Source organism: Paraburkholderia jirisanensis (assembly GCF_054782355.1).
Window position 1 is genome coordinate 382,075 of sequence record NZ_BAAGSQ010000029.1, and the last position, 17,359, is coordinate 399,433.

15 protein-coding genes are annotated in these 17,359 nt (G+C 66.0%); 11 read left to right on the forward strand and 4 right to left on the reverse strand.

From position 1 onward, the window contains the following. Positions 1 to 51 precede the first annotated feature (51 nt). Both ACYVNQ_RS27385 and ACYVNQ_RS27390 read right to left on the reverse strand, forming a co-directional pair. On the reverse strand, positions 52 to 660 hold the full coding sequence (locus ACYVNQ_RS27385; protein ID WP_460906747.1) for a hypothetical protein: 609 nt from the start codon (positions 658 to 660) through the stop codon (positions 52 to 54). A 99-nt stretch (positions 661 to 759) separates the two neighbouring features. After that, on the reverse strand, positions 760 to 1,620 hold the full coding sequence (locus ACYVNQ_RS27390) for a hypothetical protein (protein ID WP_460906749.1): 861 nt from the start codon (positions 1,618 to 1,620) through the stop codon (positions 760 to 762). Between the two features lie 86 nt (positions 1,621 to 1,706). Between ACYVNQ_RS27390 and ACYVNQ_RS27395 the strand changes: the two genes are divergently transcribed. From ACYVNQ_RS27395 to ptsP, 10 genes are all read left to right on the forward strand, one after another. After that, positions 1,707 to 2,690 (forward strand): sugar-binding transcriptional regulator, encoded by a 984-nt coding sequence (locus ACYVNQ_RS27395; RefSeq protein WP_460906751.1) that lies wholly within the window; start codon positions 1,707 to 1,709, stop codon positions 2,688 to 2,690. 388 nt (positions 2,691 to 3,078) lie between these two features. Then, positions 3,079 to 4,410, forward strand: coding sequence for an NAD(P)H-dependent oxidoreductase (locus ACYVNQ_RS27400; protein WP_460906753.1), 1,332 nt, complete (start codon positions 3,079 to 3,081; stop codon positions 4,408 to 4,410). A gap of 216 nt (positions 4,411 to 4,626) precedes the next feature. Beyond that, on the forward strand, positions 4,627 to 5,667 hold the full coding sequence (locus ACYVNQ_RS27405) for a thiamine pyrophosphate-dependent dehydrogenase E1 component subunit alpha (protein WP_460906755.1): 1,041 nt from the start codon (positions 4,627 to 4,629) through the stop codon (positions 5,665 to 5,667). Then, complete coding sequence (locus tag ACYVNQ_RS27410; protein WP_460906757.1) at positions 5,648 to 6,646, forward strand: alpha-ketoacid dehydrogenase subunit beta; 999 nt, start codon at positions 5,648 to 5,650, stop codon at positions 6,644 to 6,646. Before ACYVNQ_RS27405 ends, ACYVNQ_RS27410 begins: the two co-directional genes overlap by 20 nt. 1 nt (position 6,647) lies before the next feature. Then, the gene (locus ACYVNQ_RS27415; RefSeq protein ID WP_460906759.1) at positions 6,648 to 8,060 is read left to right on the forward strand and encodes an acetoin dehydrogenase dihydrolipoyllysine-residue acetyltransferase subunit; all 1,413 of its coding nucleotides are present in this window, start codon (positions 6,648 to 6,650) and stop codon (positions 8,058 to 8,060) included. 265 nt (positions 8,061 to 8,325) lie between these two features. Continuing rightward, on the forward strand, positions 8,326 to 8,793 hold the full coding sequence (locus ACYVNQ_RS27420; protein WP_460906761.1) for a transcriptional regulator GutM: 468 nt from the start codon (positions 8,326 to 8,328) through the stop codon (positions 8,791 to 8,793). 172 nt (positions 8,794 to 8,965) lie between these two features. After that, the gene (gene srlA / locus ACYVNQ_RS27425; protein ID WP_460906763.1) at positions 8,966 to 9,520 is read left to right on the forward strand and encodes a PTS glucitol/sorbitol transporter subunit IIC; all 555 of its coding nucleotides are present in this window, start codon (positions 8,966 to 8,968) and stop codon (positions 9,518 to 9,520) included. 54 nt (positions 9,521 to 9,574) lie between these two features. Beyond that, entirely contained in the window at positions 9,575 to 10,636 is a 1,062-nt protein-coding gene (gene srlE / locus ACYVNQ_RS27430) for a PTS glucitol/sorbitol transporter subunit IIB (protein ID WP_460906765.1), read from the forward strand. Between the two features lie 52 nt (positions 10,637 to 10,688). After that, the gene (locus ACYVNQ_RS27435; protein ID WP_460906767.1) at positions 10,689 to 11,066 is read left to right on the forward strand and encodes a PTS glucitol/sorbitol transporter subunit IIA; all 378 of its coding nucleotides are present in this window, start codon (positions 10,689 to 10,691) and stop codon (positions 11,064 to 11,066) included. 69 nt (positions 11,067 to 11,135) lie between these two features. Then, a complete protein-coding gene (gene ptsP / locus ACYVNQ_RS27440) occupies positions 11,136 to 13,406 on the forward strand; it encodes a phosphoenolpyruvate--protein phosphotransferase (protein WP_460906769.1) in 2,271 nt (756 codons plus the stop codon). Positions 13,407 to 13,430: 24 nt separating this feature from the next. Here the strand turns inward: ptsP and ACYVNQ_RS27445 are convergent, their stop codons facing one another. Both ACYVNQ_RS27445 and ACYVNQ_RS27450 read right to left on the reverse strand, forming a co-directional pair. Then, positions 13,431 to 14,141 (reverse strand): response regulator transcription factor, encoded by a 711-nt coding sequence (locus ACYVNQ_RS27445; RefSeq protein ID WP_460906771.1) that lies wholly within the window; start codon positions 14,139 to 14,141, stop codon positions 13,431 to 13,433. Beyond that, positions 14,138 to 16,414, reverse strand: coding sequence for a PAS domain-containing sensor histidine kinase (locus tag ACYVNQ_RS27450; protein WP_460906773.1), 2,277 nt, complete (start codon positions 16,412 to 16,414; stop codon positions 14,138 to 14,140). The genes ACYVNQ_RS27445 and ACYVNQ_RS27450 overlap by 4 nt, the downstream gene beginning before the upstream one ends. Before the next feature lie 652 nt (positions 16,415 to 17,066). On the opposite strand from ACYVNQ_RS27450, the gene ACYVNQ_RS27455 reads away from it, so the two are divergent. Next, complete coding sequence (locus tag ACYVNQ_RS27455; RefSeq protein WP_460906775.1) at positions 17,067 to 17,327, forward strand: H-NS family nucleoid-associated regulatory protein; 261 nt, start codon at positions 17,067 to 17,069, stop codon at positions 17,325 to 17,327. The last annotated feature ends 32 nt before the right edge of the window (positions 17,328 to 17,359 follow it).

A 17,359-nucleotide genomic window follows, 5' to 3' on the forward strand; every position in this document is an offset into this window, starting at 1 on the left:
CAATCTGCACGCCGGGTGCACATCGGGTGCACGCGCGGCCGCGCGCCGCGCTCAAACCGGTCGCATGATTCGCGTGACGCGCGCGGACGCCGGGCGGTTCGCCACGAACCCCGGTTCGCGCCAGTTCGGCTCGACGCCCATGAACTTGTCGAAGTACGCAATCGCGAGCGACGGCTCCTCAACGAGATTTTCGCGGAACGACTGCCACACTTCCGGCTGCGACAGCGCGTCGGCGGGCTCGACGTCGAGCCCGCATTCTTCACGCAATGTGCGCTTCAACAAGCCAATGCAGAAATACGTGAGCATGTAGCCGACCGGCCACCAGCTCGCGACGTCGACGGGTGTTTGCGCCTGCAACGGCGCATGCTCGGCGCAGCGCACCGCTTTTTCGTGCAGCAGTTCGCGCAGCAGCGCACCGTACGCGAACTGATAGAAATCGCGCGGATTGCGCCGGCGATAATCGTCGTTATGCGACACCGCGTCGATCCACACAAAGTACGCGCGGGTGAACTGACGGCTGTCGATCTCGATGCGAATGCCGTGCCGCGCGCCATACTCGTCGCAGCATTGCTGCAGCAGCTGCCGGCATAACGTCAGCTTCTGCATATGCTCCCACACGTGCAGCGGTTGAACGTGGCTGTTGCGCGGCGCTTGCAACATGACGCGGCTCCTTTGAGCATGCCGCCCGCTAGCGGCACAAATAACAGCATGGGTGCGGACCCTGATGCCAGCGCAGCGATCGGCAACGCCGCGGCAGCCTCAGCACAGATGCGAAACGATATGTTCGATTTCCCGCGCCAGCGCGTCGACGCGGTCGCGTTCTTTCAGTGCGGCGCGCAGCGCAACTTCGCGCGCGCCGATCACGTCGGAGAAAAAGCGCAGCACCGCATCGGGCTCGGTGACGAGGGCGTTCGCGCAAGCCTCCTTGCACAGCGATGCCAGCGGCAGCAGCACGAACATATACGCGTTCGGTTCGGTGACGAGCCACCACGGCGCGCTGACGTCAGGCAGCGTATCGAAGCGCGTGCTGCGGATCGGCTGCTGGTCCATCAGCGACAGCGCGAGTTGCGCGCAGGGCCGGCACAGTGCGGCAAGCGCATCGGCGGAACCGGCGTACGACGGCAACGCCGCTTCGCCCGCCACAGCAAGCGCGGTGCGCGCATCGTCGAGCGCGCTGCTCACGCGGTGCTCGAAGATCAGCACATCGGTGGCGCCGCATTGCATGATCATGCGTTTGGCGGCCGCGTAATACGACATCGAGAACTTGCGCTGCGCCTTCGTATCGTCGCGCGGCGTGCGCAGATAACTGCTGAGCGTGGCCAGCGGAACCGGCGATTTCCAGTGGTCTTGCAGCGGCGGCACGGCATGGCCGGCGAACGATTCGGCGCTTTCGAGCAGATCGTCGGCGAGATGTGCAACGGATTCCAGCGAGAGTGGCGAGACAAGCCGCGCGGGTGCGATGTGCGATGAAGCATGCGCGAGACCCGGCCCTTCGCCGCGCATCGGACCGGGCACATTGCGCGCCGCGTAGCGCAGCTGCCGCGCGCAATCCTTCAGCGCGATGCCGAGCTGGCTGATGTCGCGCGAGAGCTGTTGCGGCAATAGAGATTTCGTCTCCATGGCGTGTCTCAGTGATGCAACATTTGAAGTTAAGATAGCACAACTGTTCAGCGTCGATACCGACTATTCAATAATAGGAGTTGCGCTTGCCGAAGGCGAATGTTTCCCCTGCCAGTGTCGAAATCGACGAGCAGAACCCCACGCGGCGCCTGCGTTTGCGTGCTGCGTGGATGTACTACGTCGAAGAAATGACGCAGAACGAAATCGCGCAGAAGCTGGGGGTCGGACGCGTGACGGTGGTGCGTCTGCTCGCCGCTGCGCGCGAACGCAACGAGGTCCGGATCTCGATCGGCGACCGTCTGGCCGAGTGTGTGGAAGCGGAGCGTGCGCTGGAAAGCCGCTTCGGTATCGGCGAAGCGATCGTCGTGCCGCTATCGGCGCGCGGCGCCGATGCGACCGGGCCGATCGCCGCGGCGACCGGCGCTTATGTTTCGTCGCTGGTGCGCGCAGATATGCGCATCGGCGTCGGTTGGGGTCGTACGCTCGTCAGTGCGCTTGCGTACATTGAAGAGCGTTCGGTCGAGCGCTTGTCGGTGGTGTCGCTGCTGGGCGGCATCATCAAGGCGCGCAAGTTCAATCCCGCCGAATTCGCGTGGCGGCTCGCGTCGCTGTTTCAGGCCGACTGCTATCTGATGACCGCGCCGCTATTGGTGGATAGCGCGGCGACGCGGCAGACGCTGATCGAGCGCTGCGGGCTGGCCGATATCTTCGAACTCGCGAAATCGCTCGATGCGGTACTGCTCGGCGCGGCGGGAACCGGTGCCGACCAGACCTCGCATCAATCGAAATTCATTTCGAATGCGGACCGCGCGTCGGTGGTGAAGGCCGGCGCGGTGGGCGACATGCTGTTCAATTTCTTCGATGCGAACGGCAAGCTGGTCGATCATCCGATCAACGAGCGCGTGATGTCGGTGCCGCTCGACATCATCAGGAAAGTGCCGGTGCGCGTGCTGGCGGCGGGTGGCGCGAACAAGGTGCATGCGCTGGCGGGTGCGTTGAAGCTGCTCAAACCGACCGTGCTGATCACCGACGAATACACCGCAAAAGATGTGCTGAAGCTGACGGCCTGAAAATGTGCGCCGGTGCAGGCCGCTTTTCTTCGGCAGGTTTCCTGGCTGATTACGTTCGTTAATTAGCATGCCTGCCAGACTGGATGGCGCACCGAAAAGCATCCGCGCTGTGCTCCTCGCCTCGTTGCTGTAGCGCTCCACACCTTCATTTTCCCCGTGTTTTCTTGTTGCCTGCCGCTGCGCGCGCTCATGCGGCACTGCACCGTCACGTGCATCGCGCGTCGTGATCCAGGGGTTAGTCCCAACCCTCGGCACGCATTTTCGCGTCGATCCCGCCTTGTACCTTTGATGAACATACTGCTAACATAAAATACAAAAGTGCCGTGCAAGAGCATTCCGTACGACGGTACGCATTGCCGTTTCACGAACCCTGTCAGGAGACGTGTCCATGCACAACATCACGCCGAGCGGCCTCGCCGCCGACCTCGAAAAGCGCGCTGCCAGCGGCCGCCCGATTCGCATCGGCCTGATCGGCTGCGGGGAAATGGGCACCGATATCGTCACCCAGGTGCGCCAGATGCACGGCCTCGAGATCGGCGCGATTGCCGAATTGCGCGTCGATGCGGCGTGTGAGGCGGTGCGCGTCGCGAACCGCGCGGATAGCGGCTATCGCGTGGCGCAAACACCGGCTGCGCTCGCGCAGGCCATCGAGGCGGGTCAGATTGCGATTACGCAAGATGCGCAAGCAGTGTGCGCGAGCGGCCTGATCGACGTCGTGATCGACGCGACCGGCAAGCCCGCGGTGGGCGCGCAAATCGGCCTCGCCGCGATGGAGCATGGCAAGCATCTGGTGATGATGAACGTCGAGGCGGACGTGACGATCGGCGCTTATTTGCGGCGCGAAGCGGAACGCCTCGGCGTCGTCTATTCGCTCGGCGCAGGCGACGAGCCGAGTTCGACGATCGAGTTGATCCAGTTCGTCAGTGCGCTCGGCTATCCGGTGATCGCGGCCGGCAAGGGCAAGAACAATCCGCTCAACATCGATGCGACGCCCGATGCCTACCTCGAAGAAGCGCAGCGCCGCAACATGAACCCGCGCATGCTGGTGGAATTCGTCGACGGCTCGAAGACCGCGGTCGAGATGGCCGCGATCGGCAATGCAACCGGGCTGACGCCGGATGTGCCCGGCATGCACGGTCCGAGCGCCACGCTCGACGTGCTGCACAGCGTGCTGTGTCCGCAGGCGGATGGCGGCATCCTGTCGCGCAAGGGGGTGGTTGATTACACGATCGGCAAGGGGGTCGCGCCGGGCGTATTCGTCGTCGCGGAACTGGCGCATCCGCGTCTGCGCGAGCGGATGGAAGACCTGAAGCTCGGTAACGGGCCGTACTACACGTTCTATCGCCCGTACCACCTGACTAGCCTCGAAGTGCCGCTGACCTGCGCGCGCGCCGTGCTGTACGGCCGTGCCGACATGCAGCCGTTGCCGGTGCCGTGCGTCGAAGTGTGCGCGGTCGCGAAGAAGGACTTGCGGCCAGGCGAGCGGCTCGATGCGATCGGCGAATACACGTACCGCGCGTGGGCGATGACGGTTGGCGACGCGCGCGCGCAGCAGGCGGTGCCGTGCGGGCTGCTTGAGCGCGGTGTCGTGACGCAGCCGCTCGCGCGTGGTGAATTGCTGACGTATCGCAATTGCGCGGTGGATAGCGGCGCGGCAATCGTCGCGTTGCGCCGCAAGCAGGACGAGATGGTGCTGGGCGCGGCGATCGCGGCGGCATGACGCGCGATAGCGCGTGACATGCGCAGCGCGGCAACGCGGCAACACGGCAACACGGCAACACGGCAACACGGCAACACGGCAACACGGCAACACGGCAACACGGCAACACGGCAACACGGCAACACGGCAACGCGGCACAGCGGCACAGCGGCACAGCGGCACAGCGGCACAGCGGCACAGCAACAACGCAGTGCAATGCATCCCAAGGAGGCATATATGCAGCAGCTCGCGGAATCGGCCAGTTCAACGCCTGCCGTATATCGCCGTCACGATCCCGCGATATTGCGCGACGCGCTGCGCAAGATGATCCTCGTGCGCCGCTTCGAGGAAAGTGCCGAACAGGCCTACATGCGCGGCCTGATTCACGGCACGATGCACCTGTCGATCGGTCAGGAAGCGAGTGCGATCGCCGCGACGCTGCCGCTCACCGATGCCGACTACATCACGTCGACGCATCGCGGCCACGGCCATTGCATCGGCAAAGGCGCGGACCCGAAACGCATGTTCGCGGAATTCTTCGGCAAGGAAACCGGCTATTGCCGCGGCCGCGGCGGCTCGATGCACATCGCCGACGTGAAGCGCGGCAATCTCGGCGCGAACGGCATCGTCGGCGGCGGGCTGCCGATTGCAGTCGGCGCGGCGCTGTCGATCCACAAGCAGCGCCGCACGGCCGTAGTGCTGTGCTTTTTCGGCGATGGCGCGAACAACGAAGGCGCCTTTCACGAGTCGCTGAACTTCGCGTCGATCTGGAAGCTGCCGGTGATCTTCGTCTGCGAGAACAACCGCTATGGCATGTCGATGTCGGTCGAACGCTCGACCGCAGTGCCGCATATCGCGCAGCGCGCAGCGGCCTACGACATGCCCGGCGTCACCGTCGACGGCAACAGCTTTGCCGACGTACTCGACGCAAGCGAACTGGCGATCGCACGAGCGCGCGGCGGCAACGGCCCGAGCCTGATCGAATGCGAGACATACCGGCTGCGCGGCCATTCGAAGAGCGACCGCAACCGTTACCGCACGCGCGAAGAAATCGACGCATGGAGCGCACGCGATCCGATCCAGCGTTTCGAACACGAACTGCTTCGCTACGGCCTGATCGATACGGCCACCGTCGACGCGATCCGCGCGCAGGTCGAACAGGAGATCGAAGCAGGCATCGCGTTTGCGCAGGAAAGTCCTGCGCCCGTGCGTGCGGAACTCACCCGTTACGTCTACACGCAAGGCGCCGGAGCGAGCGATGACGGACAACGTGCGTGAACTGACCTATGCGCAGGCGATTCAGGAAGGCATCGCGATTGCGCTCGAACGCGACGAACGCGTATTCGTGATGGGCGAGGACATCGGCGTATACGGTGGCGCGTTTCAGGTCACCGGCGATCTGGTACAGCGTTTCGGCACCGGGCGCGTGATGGATACGCCGATTTCCGAACTGGCCGGCGCGGGCATCGCGGTGGGCGCGGCATTGACCGGTTCGCGGCCGATCTACGAATTCCAGTTCTCGGACTTCGCGACGCTCGCGATGGAGCAGATCGTCAATCAGGCCGCGAAGATGCGCTTCATGCTGGGCGGCGAGGTATCGGTGCCGCTGGTGATGCGTTTTCCGGCGGGCTCGGGCACGGGTGCGGCGGCGCAGCACAGCCAGAGCCTCGAAGCATGGTTCGCGCATGTGCCGGGCCTGAAGGTGGTCCAGCCGAGCACGCCGCACGATGCAAAAGGCTTGCTGCTCGCGGCACTCGACGACCCGGACCCGGTGCTGATCTTCGAGCACAAGCTGCTGTACAAAAGCAAAGGCCCGGTGCCGCAAGGCTATTACACCGAGCCGATCGGCAAGGCCGCATTGCGCCGCGCGGGGCGCGACGTGACGATCGTCGCGACGTCGATGATGGCGATCCGTTCGCTCGAAGCAGCCGCCCTGCTCGCCGCGCAGGGCATCGACGCGGAAGTGATCGACTTGCGCAGCGTGCGGCCGATCGACCGCCGCGCGATCGTCGACAGCGTGAAGAAGACTTCGCGTCTGATCTGCGTGTACGAAGGCGTGCAGCAGCTTGGCATCGGTGCGGAGATCGCGTCGATTGCGTGCGAGAGCGAGGCTTTCGATTATCTCGATGCGCCGGTGATTCGTCTGGGCGGCGCGGATTGTCCGATCCCGTATAACCCTGAACTCGAGCGAGCCGCGGTGCCGCAAGTCGAGGATATCGTTGCGGCGGCGCACCGCTCTATCGGCGGGAGACATTGAGATGCCGACCGAAGTGATCCTGCCGCGCGTCGACATGGACATGACCGAAGGCATGATTGCCGCATGGCATGTGTGCGAAGGCGAGGCAGTGCGCGCGGGCAGCGTGATCTTCGAGATCGAGACCAGCAAGGCGACGATGGAAGTGGATGCGCCGGTAAGCGGCGTGATTCGCCACATCTGCGCGCCGGTCGGGCAGTCGCTGCCGGTCGGCACGCCGGTCGCGTGGATCTACGCGGATGGCGAGGCCGCGGCTGATCTGGCGCAGGCGGTGGTGCAGGCCGGTGCGGGCGGGTTAGATGCTCAGCAAGGGCAGCGCGAGCAGAGCAGCCTGGGCGCGCAGAGCGTTGAACCGGCGGCGCAGGCGGAGGCGGTGCCGCCGCAAGCAGCCGATGAAGCGCGAGCGAACGTCACGCATTTGCGCGCGACGCCCGCCGCGCGCCGCATCGCGCGCGAGCAGCGCATGCCGTTGCAGGACGTCGCCGGCTCAGGCCCGTCGGGCCGCATCGAAGCAAAAGACGTTGCGCACGCATCCATCACGCACGCGTCGCGCGCACGCACGGTCGACCCACATGCTGAACAATCCGCCCCCCAACTGCATCGCCTATGGCTGCGTCCGCACACGCCGGGCGCCGTGCCGCTGGTGCTGCTGCACGGCTTTGCCGCCGAGCTGAACAGCTGGCGCCCGTTCTGCCACGCACTGAACCGCGTGATTCCGCCCGACCCCGGCATCCTCGCACTCGATCTGCCGTCGCACGGCAAATCGCAGGTAGAGGCCGGCTCACTCGACGAAATCGTCGCATCGATCGACGCGACGCTGACGGCCGAAGGCATTACAGCTTGTCATCTGATCGGCCACTCGTTGGGCGGCGCACTCGCGCTTGCCACCGCTGCTTATGGTCCGCTGGTGCAAACGCGAATCCGTTCGTTGACGCTGTTCGCGCCGGCCGGGCTCGGTCCGGACAGCAACGCCGCCTTCATCCGCGGCATCACGCAGGCCACGCGTCGCGCGAGCTTTGCCGCCTGGCTCAAAGAGCTATTCGCGGACCCGGCGCGAATGGACGAAATGTTCGTCGCGACCGCCGAGCAGCAACTGTCGAGCCCCGACGTGCGCGCGCGTCTCGCGGCGCTCGCGGAGCGCTTCTTTCCCGACGGCGCGCAAAGCCTCGACCTGCGGGTCGCGGTGACGGCGCTGGCGGCACTGACGCTGCCGATACGCGTGGTGTGGGGCATGCAGGACCGCATCTTGCCGCCGCGCCACGCGGACGGTTTGCCGGGCCGCGTGGCGGTGCACCGTTTCGCGCAGGTCGGACACCTGCCGCATGTCGAGGCGCGCGACGATGCAGCTTTGATCGTCGCGCATAACATTGCAAGCGCAACCACAGAAAAGGATGCACGTAACCCGCGTTTGGAGTGACAATGCATCCCACTGGCGTTTTCCCCGATTCAGTCTGGGGTGAACAATTGTATTATTGAAAAGGCATGATGTTCAGTAGTGCAGAGGCGCACGCATCGCACATGCCGATTAACAGGCAGCGCGCCTCGCGACACGAACCATGCATGCGTAGAGAGCCGGCCACGCGACGCCTGCCGTAGCGCGACAAAGCACAACAGAGCGTGCAAAACGTGCAACGCGCGGCAAAGCGCAGCCAGGGCTCCGCCAGAACAATCCGGAGACGACAATGGACTATGTGCGTGGAGCGTTGCTCGCTTTAGCCGTGTTCTGGGCGTTGCAACTGGTCGGTTCATGGTTTCAGATGCGCCGCTGCGGCGACGCGATTCGCGACGCCGCCCGCCGCTCGCAAAGCGGATACCTGGGCGTCGGCGCGTGCAAGGTCACGTTGGGGCGTGGCGCGCTCGCCATCGTGGTGCTCACCGAAGACCTGCGCATTCGCGAGTTCCTCAGCATGTCGGGCATCACCGTGTTCAGCCGCTTCCGCGCGCACGACGGCTTTTTTACCGACCTTTCCATCGACGAATTTATCGCGCGGCTTGCCGCGAGCCGGCTGCGCCGCAGCGTGGCGCTGGCCGCCACCGATGCGCTCGAACGCGCGCGCCGTGCCGCCCTCGAGCGCGCAGACCGCGTGGCCGAAGCCACCGACGCCGCGCACGCGCCGCCTGCCGCGCCGCTCGAAGGTCTGGCCGCCTGAATGCGCGTGAGCGCCACTGCCTGTCGAAGATTGCCGGATACCGATCGCGCGCGGCCGCGCACCCCACAGCGATAGAACCTGTCGCGGCCGCGTTGCGAGTTGTGCCGCCCGCTCGGTCGAGCTACGCGACCGAGCTTCCTGTGATGGTGTTGGACCCACTGGGAGAGTCGCCGTGTTCATCCTCGACTGGCTTACGCACTTCGCCGAAGCGTTTATCGGCGTGTTCAATGCGGGCGGCAAGGTCTTTATCGGTTTCGTGACCGGCATCCTGCCGACGCTGATCGTGCTGCTCACCGCCGTCTATACGTTGATCGCGCTGATCGGCGAGCACCGTGTGCAGGGCCTCGCGCGCTTCTTCTCGAAGAACGTGATCACGCGTTATACGCTGCTGCCGCTGCTGGCGATGTTCTTCCTGACCAACCCGATGGCCTACACCTTCGGCGTATTTCTCGAAGAGCGCCACAAGCCCGCGTTCTACGATTCGGCGGTGTCGCTATGCCATCCGATTACCGGCCTGTTTCCGCATTGCAACCCCGGCGAACTATTCGTCTGGCTCGGCGTGGCTGCCGGGCTCACCAAACTCGCGGAAAGCCATCCGCTGCCGTTCTCGATTCCGAAGCTCGCGCTGTTCTACCTGATCGTGGGTTTGTTCGTGAACCTGCTGAAGGGCGTCCTCACCGAAGCGATCACGCGGGTCATCGCGCGCCGCGAAAACATCCAGCTGTGACCGGCCGCGTCACATCCGACGTTCGCTCAGACCCGACACACAAGGGGACAACGCATGGACACGAGAGCCTATCGCACCGTCAAGGTCGAACGCGGCCCGAACGGCTGGGGCGGCCCGCTTTTCATTACGCCGACGCCTGAACGCAACAAGATCGTTGCGGTAACGGGCGGCGATATTCCGCCGCTCGCGCTGCGCCTCGCGGAGCTGACCGGCGCGACGGTCGTCGACGGTTTTCGCACGCCGCCGCTCGAATCGGAGATGGCCGCGGTGGTGATCGATTGCGGCGGCACGGCGCGCTGCGGCGTATATCCGCGCAAGAAGATCCCGACCATCAATCTGACGCCGGTCGGGCAGTCGGGGCCGCTTGCGCAGTTCATCACCGAAGACCTGTATGTGTCGGGCGTGCAGGTGGAGAACCTGACGCTGGTCGAAGACGATGGCGCGGCGGCATCTTCCGCGGCAGGTGCGGCGGCGTCGGCGCGCGCCGTGAGTCCGGCCGCGCCGGTCAGCCACGGCGACGCGTTTGCGATGGCCGCACGCAGCGGCAGTGGTGCCGCAGCCGCCGCCGGCGAGCATGAAAGCCGCGGCGTGGTCGGCCTGATCACGTCGATCGGCCGCGCGATGGGCGGTGTGGTCAACGTGCTGTTCAACAGCGGCCGCAAGGCGATCGACACGGTGATCCGCAACGTGCTGCCGTTCATGGCGTTCGTCACGATGCTGATCGGCATCATCAACGCGACCGGCATCGGCACCGGCCTCGCGCATCTGCTCGAGCCGCTGGCCGGCAACATCGTCGGGCTGGTCGTGCTGTCGGCGATTTGCGGGCTGCCGTTTCTGTCGCCGGTGCTGGGTCCCGGCGCGGTGATCGCGCAGGTGATCGGCGCGGCGATTATCGGCCCGGCGCTCGGCAACGGCACGATTCCGCCGCAGATGGCGCTGCCCGCGCTGTTTGCATACGACACGCAGGTCGGCTGCGATTTCGTGCCGGTCGGCATGGCGCTCGGTGAAGCGAAGCCGGAGACGATTCGCGTCGGCGTGCCGGCGGTGTTGATCAGCCGGCAGATCATGGGGCCGGTTTCGGTGTTGATCGCGTGGGCTGCGAGCTTCGCGCTGTGAATGCGGCGCGGCCTGCGGTGGCCGTGCCATTCCCGTTTCAGGAAAGCCAACGATGCATTACTACAAGACGGTGATCTCGGTAGTCGGACCGGAAGTTGCGGATCTGCTCGAAGGCGGTGTGCTGATCCTGTACGCCGACGGCGCGCCGCCGGAACTGGCCGAAGTGTCGGTGCTGCACCGGGTCGAGGAGGCCCGCGCGCAGGCGCCGCAGGTGGGTGCGCAACTGCGCATCGGCGCAGTCAGCGCGTGCGTCACCGCGGTTGGGCCGAGCGCGTGGCACAAGGTCAACGAACTCGGCCACGTGGTGATCAATTTCAATGGCGCCGCCGAGGCCGGACGGCCCGGCGAGATCTGCGCGCAGCCGGTCGATGCCGGCGCGCTGCTGGCGTGCATGCGCAGCGGCACCGTGATCGAGATCGCGGATCGTTGATTGAGCCGGCGACAGGCTCGCGAGGCAACGGCGGCGCGCCGCGGCTGGTTATGACGCAAGGTGGCACGGATGCTTGAAGCAGCAGTGGTGGTGAAGGTCACTGAAGGTTTGCATGCGCGGCCGGCCACGCAATTCGCGAAGCTGGCCAAGCAGTTCTCGTGCTCGCTGCAGGTGCTGCACGGGCATACGTGCGCGGACGCGAAGAGCGCGGTGAAGCTGATGCTGCTCGGCATTCGCGAGCACGATCAGATCGTGCTGCGCGCGGACGGCGCGGATGAGCGCGCGGCGGTGGCGCGCATGCTCGCGTTTTTGTCGGAGCCGGCGGCGGGCGTGACGCCGGCCTCGGCGGCCGCGGCGGATGCGCCGGCGATGCCGCCTTCTGTGACGCCGGACGTGCAGGCGGCTGCGCCGCACACAGCAGCCGGTACTGATGCTGCGGAAGTGCCGGCCGCGCGGTCAGTCGCTGTTGCAATTGCCAATGTCGTGGCCGTCGTGCCCGCAGCGGCAACGGCCGATGTTTCGTCAACCGCAACGCCTGCTGCTGCAGCCACTGACCCGACTGCAAGGTTCGATGCCGCGATTCCGGCCGCTACGTCGGCAGCATTGCCCGCTAGCGTCGTCACCGTCATCGCGCAGGCCGCATCGGGTGCCGCAACGGTCTTGGCTTCAGCATCGACCACGTCGCCTTCGTCGCCCACCGCGCTGGCTTTGCACGCCGCCGCACCCGCCGTCGCCCAGGCGCTGCAAGGCGTGCCCGCCAGCGAAGGCCTCGCGTACGGCGAGGCCTTCGTCTACTTGCCCGAGCCGCTGCGCGCGACACGCCAGGTGATCGCCGCGCACGAAACCGGCGCGGAACTCGCGCGCTTCGAGCGCGCCTTCGCCGATGCGCTGGCGGCGCTTGGCCACCCGTTCGAATCGATCGGCGGCAACCAGGACATCGCGCAGGCACTGGCCGGCGTCGCCCAAAGCGACGAATTCGCGGGCGCGGTCAGAGCGCGCATCGCCGCTGGCGCGGACGCCGCCGCGGCGACGCTGCAGGTCGGCGCCGAACTCGCCGCGTCGTTCGATACGATCGAAGACGAATACCTGCGCAGCCGCGCCGACGATATTCACGGCATCACGCGCCAGGTCGCGCTGCGGCTGCTCGGCAAGGACAACGTGAGCCTCGCCGGCCTGAGCCGTCCGTGCGTGGTGCTGGCCGCCGATCTGACGGCGCCCGATCTGGCGCGCGCGAACGTCGCCAACATCGTCGCGCTGGTGTGCACGCGCGGCAGCACCACCTCGCACCTCGCGATCATCGCGCGCTCGCACGGCATTCCCGCGGTGTTCGGCCTGCCGGTGTCCGACGAGCGCCTGCGCAGCGCCCATCAGGTCGCAGTAGACGGCGCCCAGGGCCTCGTCTGGTTCGACCCGCCGCACGCGCTGCAAACGGAGTTCGCGGCGCGCATCGCCGACGCGCGCGCGCAGCACAGCACGCTGCACGTGTATCGCGACGTCGCGCCGCTCACGCGCAGCGGCCGGCCGATCCGCGTCGCCGCCAACCTCGGTTCGTTGGGCGAAGTCGACGCCGCGCATGCAGCGGGCGCGATGGGCGTGGGCCTGTTCCGTACCGAGTTGCTGTTTATGGATCGCCGCACGCTGCCCAGCGAGGACGAGCAATACGACGTATATCGACGCGTCGCGCAGGCGTTCGATCCGGAGCCGGTGGTGATCCGTACGCTCGACATCGGCGGCGACAAGCCGGTGCCGGGCATCGCGTTTCCCGCCGAGGACAATCCGTTTCTCGGCTGGCGCGGCGTGCGCATGTGCCTCGACCGTCCCGACATCTTCAAGCCGCAGCTGCGTGCGTTGCTGCGCGCGGCGGTCTGCGGCAATCTGCAGATGATGCTGCCGATGATCGACGAACTCGACGAAATCCGCTGCGTGAAGGCGCTGATCGCGCAATGCGCGGAAGAGCTGACCGGCGAGGGCATCGCGTTCGATCTGCCGCGCCTCGGCATCATGATCGAAACGCCGGCCGCCGCGTTGACCGCCGACCTGCTGGCGCCGGAGGTCGATTTCTTTTCGATCGGCACCAACGATCTCACGCAGTACGTGATGGCGGTGGATCGCGCCAACCCGAAGCTCGCGCCGCTCTATCGCACCGATCATCCTGCCGTACTGCGCGCGATCGCGATGGTGTGCGACGCGGCGCACGAGGCGGGCATCGGCGTGGCGGTGTGCGGCGAAGCGGCGGCGCAGCCGGCGCTGATTCCGCTGCTGCTCGGGCTGGGGGTCGACGAACTGAGCATGAGCCCGGCGGCGATCTTGCGCGCGAAGAAGGTCGTCAGCGAGTGTTGAGTGTTGAGCGTGGCCGCGCGCGTTTCAGTGCCGCGGCGGTATCGCCCGCGAACCGGCGTACGCCGGCACACCCAACTCGGACTTCACGCCGAGCGCCTCCGCCTTCAGTACGAAGTCCGCCAGCGAGCGCGCCTCCATTTTCTTCATCGCCTGGCTGCGGTAGATCTTCACGGTGATCTCGCTGAGCTTCATCTCCGCGGCAATCTGCTTGTTCAACAGCCCGCTCGCCACCAGCGCCATCACCTCGCGTTCGCGCTGCGTCAGCGATTCGTAGCAGCGCCGCAAACCGGCGAACGAGCGGTCGGCGAGGCGCCGCTCGGCATCGGCCGCGAGCGCGTGCGCCACCGCATCGAGCATGTCCTGGTCGCGAAACGGCTTGGCGAGAAAATCGGTGGCGCCGGCTTTCATGGCCTTCACCGACATCGCAATATCGCCGTGCGCGGTCATAAAGACGATCGGCATGCGGATCTGATGCGCGGCGATCTGCTCCTGTACCGCGAGCCCGCTTTGGCCCTTCAGGCGCACATCGAGAATCAGGCATGCAGGCACGTCCGACATCGGCGCGGCGAGAAACTCCTGCGCGCACGCGAATGTTTGCACGCACAGGCCGATCGAGCGCAGCAGCGTACTGACGGCCTCGCGCATCGACAGGTCGTCGTCGACCACATAGACGATGGCGTTGTCGATCGCATTGTGCGCGACGTGCGCGGCATCGTTGGCGGATTCTCTGCTCATTGCTGTCTCCCATCGGATACGGGCAAAATGAATTGCAGCACGGCGCCGCCCGCCGCAGGCGATTCGGCCCAGATGCGGCCGCCGTGCGCTTCGACGATCGAGCGGCAGATCGACAGACCGATGCCCATGCCGTCCGATCGCGTCGTAAAAAAAGCTTCGAACAGCTTGCCGGCGTGATCGCTGCTGATGCCGATGCCGGAATCCGCCACGCTCACCAGCACGTATTGTTCGTCGAACAGGCTGGTCGCGATGCGCATCTGCTTCGCGCGGCCGGCGACGCCTGCCATTGCCTGCACCCCGTTCATGATCAGGTTGATCAGCACCTGCTGCAGCTGGACGCGGTCGCCGCTGATCTGCGGCGGCGGATCGACGTAGTCGAGTTCGAGCTCGACACGCGCGTCGATCAGCTCGCGCCACAGCAGTTCGACCGCTTCGTCGACCAGCGTATTGAGCGCGAGCGGCGCGTGCGTCGGCTCGCGCTTTTGCGCCATCGAGCGGATCCGCCAGACGATGTCGCTCGCGCGTTTGGCACTGCGGATCGCCTTGTTGACCGCTTCGCGCGCTTCGTCGAGATCCGGCTGCGGCCGCTCGAGCCAGCGCAACGCGGCGTGCCCGAAGGTGACGATCGCCGCGATCGGCTGGCTGACTTCATGGGCGATCGAAGCCGTCAGCTCGCCGAGCATCGTGACCCGCGTGACGTGCGACAGCTCGGTCATCGAACGCTTTAACGCCTCCTCGGTCTGCCTGGTGGCGGTCACATCCATCAACGCTCCGACGTACTCGTAGCGGCCCGACTTGCGGGTGCGCAGGTGAGCGACATAGTGCACATGTTTGACGCTGTTGTCCGGCATCACGAGGCGGTGCTCGATATCGATGCCCTGCACTTCGGCAAGCACCTGCCGGTAGCTCTGACGCACCAGCGCGACGTCGTCCGGATGGGTGCGCGCGAGGATCAGCTCGAGGCTTGGAACGACGTTCGCAGGATAGCCGAAAATACCGAAAGCCTCTTGTGACCACATCATCTGGCCGTCCGGCACATGCAGTGCGATGCTGCCGGTTTTGGTGAGGCGCTGGCCGTAGGCGAGTAACGCTTCGCTGCGCTCGAGCGCTTCCTCGGCACGCTTGCGCTCCTCGATATCGGTATTGATGCCGTACCAACGCACGATGGTGCCGTTGGCTTCGCGCAGCGGCACCGCGCACAGTTGCATCCAGCGATAGTGGCCGTCGCGGCGCCGCATGCGCGCCGCGCTTTCGAACGGCGTGCCCTGCGCGCGTGCGGCGCGCCAGTCGCGTTCGAGTTTGGGCAGGTCGACCGGATGCACCAGCGTGCGCCATGCGTAGCGCGCGCCGCGCAGCGCGCCGCCGCGCGGCAGGTCGAGCTCTTCCCAGCGGCGGTTGACGAGCTCCAGTTCGCCGTCGTTGGCGGCGCTCCAGATCAGGCCGGGGAGCGCCTCGATGGTCGCGCTCAGTTCATCCCGGCTGCGCCGCAGTTCGGCTTGCAGATGCGTGCGGCAGGTGATGTCGCTATCGGTGGCGAGCACTGCGCGCGGTTCGCCGTGCTCGTCGCGCAACAGCGCGAGGCGGCTCGCGATGATCGCCACGCTGCCGTCGCGGCGCGTGCGCCGCAACTCGCCGTCCCACTGACCCTCTGCGAGCAGCGCGTCCTGCACGTCGGCGGCTGCCGCCGGAAAGCGGGTCTGCGTCAGCGCGTGAATCCGCTGGCCGAGCGCACGCGGCGCGGACCAGCCGTATAGCTTTTCCGCGCCGCGATTCCAGAACACGATGCGCTCCTGCATGTCGTACACGACGATTGCATCGTGCGACAGGTTCAGCAACTGGTACTGCTCGGAGAGTCGCGCGCTGCTCGTTTGATAGCGCAGCGCCATCTTCGCGGTAACGGCGATCGCCAGCAGGCTGATCGCGCAGCGCGCGGCTGCGTTGCCGGTCGTGTGCGTCGCGTGCGTCATCAGATACGCGGCAAGAGTCAGCGCCGCGCACAGCCATGCGGCGCGCAGCGTATCGCGGCGCGAGCCGGTCGTGGCCGCGAGCATGACGACCAGTACGTACAGCACGGCAAGCGCGGCGTCGAGCGGGGTCAGCGCATCGGCGAAGAACACGGCGCCTGCGAGTGCCGCGGCGAGAATCCTGAGTGCGCGAGCGTCGGGGCGGCGCACCTGTTCTAATGCGCGTCTGAGGACTTTCACGGCAACTGGAAGAACGTCCCGCAGCACTGCCTTGGGCAGCACCACAGTGCAATATCTAATGGAAGTCATCAAGGCCGGCCTCGTGCAGCGACGGCCGGCTTCGCTTTCTGTCGAGAGCGCGATATATAACATAGCCGAGAACCCGGCAAGCAACGAACGAGCGGGTGCGTCCTCCTGCAGGGGGCTTTTCAAAGTCAGCGTAATCGTTTTGTCGGACTGGCACGCAGGTCCGCGGTGCCGGGTTGCGCCTGTGGTGCGAATGCACGGCATTCAGTGTAGTCACAGCAGGCCGGCGACCTTTTAGCGCTACGCCCGATTTGTTGAAATCGCACGGCGCAGCACACGACATGCCCGACGGCGCGTGCTGCGCGTGTCGCGTGCCGCAATCGCGCGCGCATCTTTGTGCAATTCGCACGGCACTTGCCCGCGCGCGAACGCTCGCCGCGGCGACTTCAGGAAAGTGGCGTGCATATCTGGAGCGGCTCGTGCTGTTCGACAAAGGCAGCGGGTGCAACTGCCGCTACTCTCACCGATGACGAAGACGCGCAACGGCTTGCCTCATCCGGCAACCCGGCAATCCGGCAAGCGGGCGTCCGACATCCGGCGTTCGGCCCGCGCCCATGCGGTGCGGCCGTTATCGATAACCTCGCGGACGCGCACCCTGGCCAGCATGGACCTGGCATGCCGGTGCGGCCGTGGTTCGACAGTAGCAGGAGTATGCATGGCGAGCGTAGCAAGACAACTGGACGGCGAGGCACGCGAGCGCCTGATTCGCTGGATTCACCGGCGCATGGACCACGCGGGCATCTCGCTCGAAGCGCTCGAAGCGGCGCTCGCCGGCGAAGTGCGGGCGCGCCACGCGGCGCGCTATGCCGATGCATACGGCAACACATGGAGCGGCGCGGGCGACATGCCGCCGTGGCTGAAACGCGCAGTTGCGGCCGGACAGAATATCGAGCATTTCCACATCGACGGCCGCTAGCGGCTGGCCGTTGCGTGCCGTAGCGGCCTGAC

Coding starts and splice junctions, on each gene's coding strand:
- srlE (WP_460906765.1), top strand. CDS start 9,575: ATGGACACGAGAGCCTATCGCACCGTCAAGGTCGAACGCGGCCCGAAC.
- ACYVNQ_RS27420 (WP_460906761.1), top strand. CDS start 8,326: ATGGACTATGTGCGTGGAGCGTTGCTCGCTTTAGCCGTGTTCTGGGCG.
- ACYVNQ_RS27450 (WP_460906773.1), bottom strand. CDS start 16,414: ATGACTTCCATTAGATATTGCACTGTGGTGCTGCCCAAGGCAGTGCTG.
- ptsP (WP_460906769.1), top strand. CDS start 11,136: ATGCTTGAAGCAGCAGTGGTGGTGAAGGTCACTGAAGGTTTGCATGCG.
- ACYVNQ_RS27455 (WP_460906775.1), top strand. CDS start 17,067: ATGGCGAGCGTAGCAAGACAACTGGACGGCGAGGCACGCGAGCGCCTG.
- ACYVNQ_RS27435 (WP_460906767.1), top strand. CDS start 10,689: ATGCATTACTACAAGACGGTGATCTCGGTAGTCGGACCGGAAGTTGCG.
- ACYVNQ_RS27385 (WP_460906747.1), bottom strand. CDS start 660: ATGTTGCAAGCGCCGCGCAACAGCCACGTTCAACCGCTGCACGTGTGG.
- ACYVNQ_RS27400 (WP_460906753.1), top strand. CDS start 3,079: ATGCACAACATCACGCCGAGCGGCCTCGCCGCCGACCTCGAAAAGCGC.
- ACYVNQ_RS27415 (WP_460906759.1), top strand. CDS start 6,648: ATGCCGACCGAAGTGATCCTGCCGCGCGTCGACATGGACATGACCGAA.
- ACYVNQ_RS27410 (WP_460906757.1), top strand. CDS start 5,648: ATGACGGACAACGTGCGTGAACTGACCTATGCGCAGGCGATTCAGGAA.
- ACYVNQ_RS27390 (WP_460906749.1), bottom strand. CDS start 1,620: ATGGAGACGAAATCTCTATTGCCGCAACAGCTCTCGCGCGACATCAGC.
- ACYVNQ_RS27405 (WP_460906755.1), top strand. CDS start 4,627: ATGCAGCAGCTCGCGGAATCGGCCAGTTCAACGCCTGCCGTATATCGC.
- ACYVNQ_RS27445 (WP_460906771.1), bottom strand. CDS start 14,141: ATGAGCAGAGAATCCGCCAACGATGCCGCGCACGTCGCGCACAATGCG.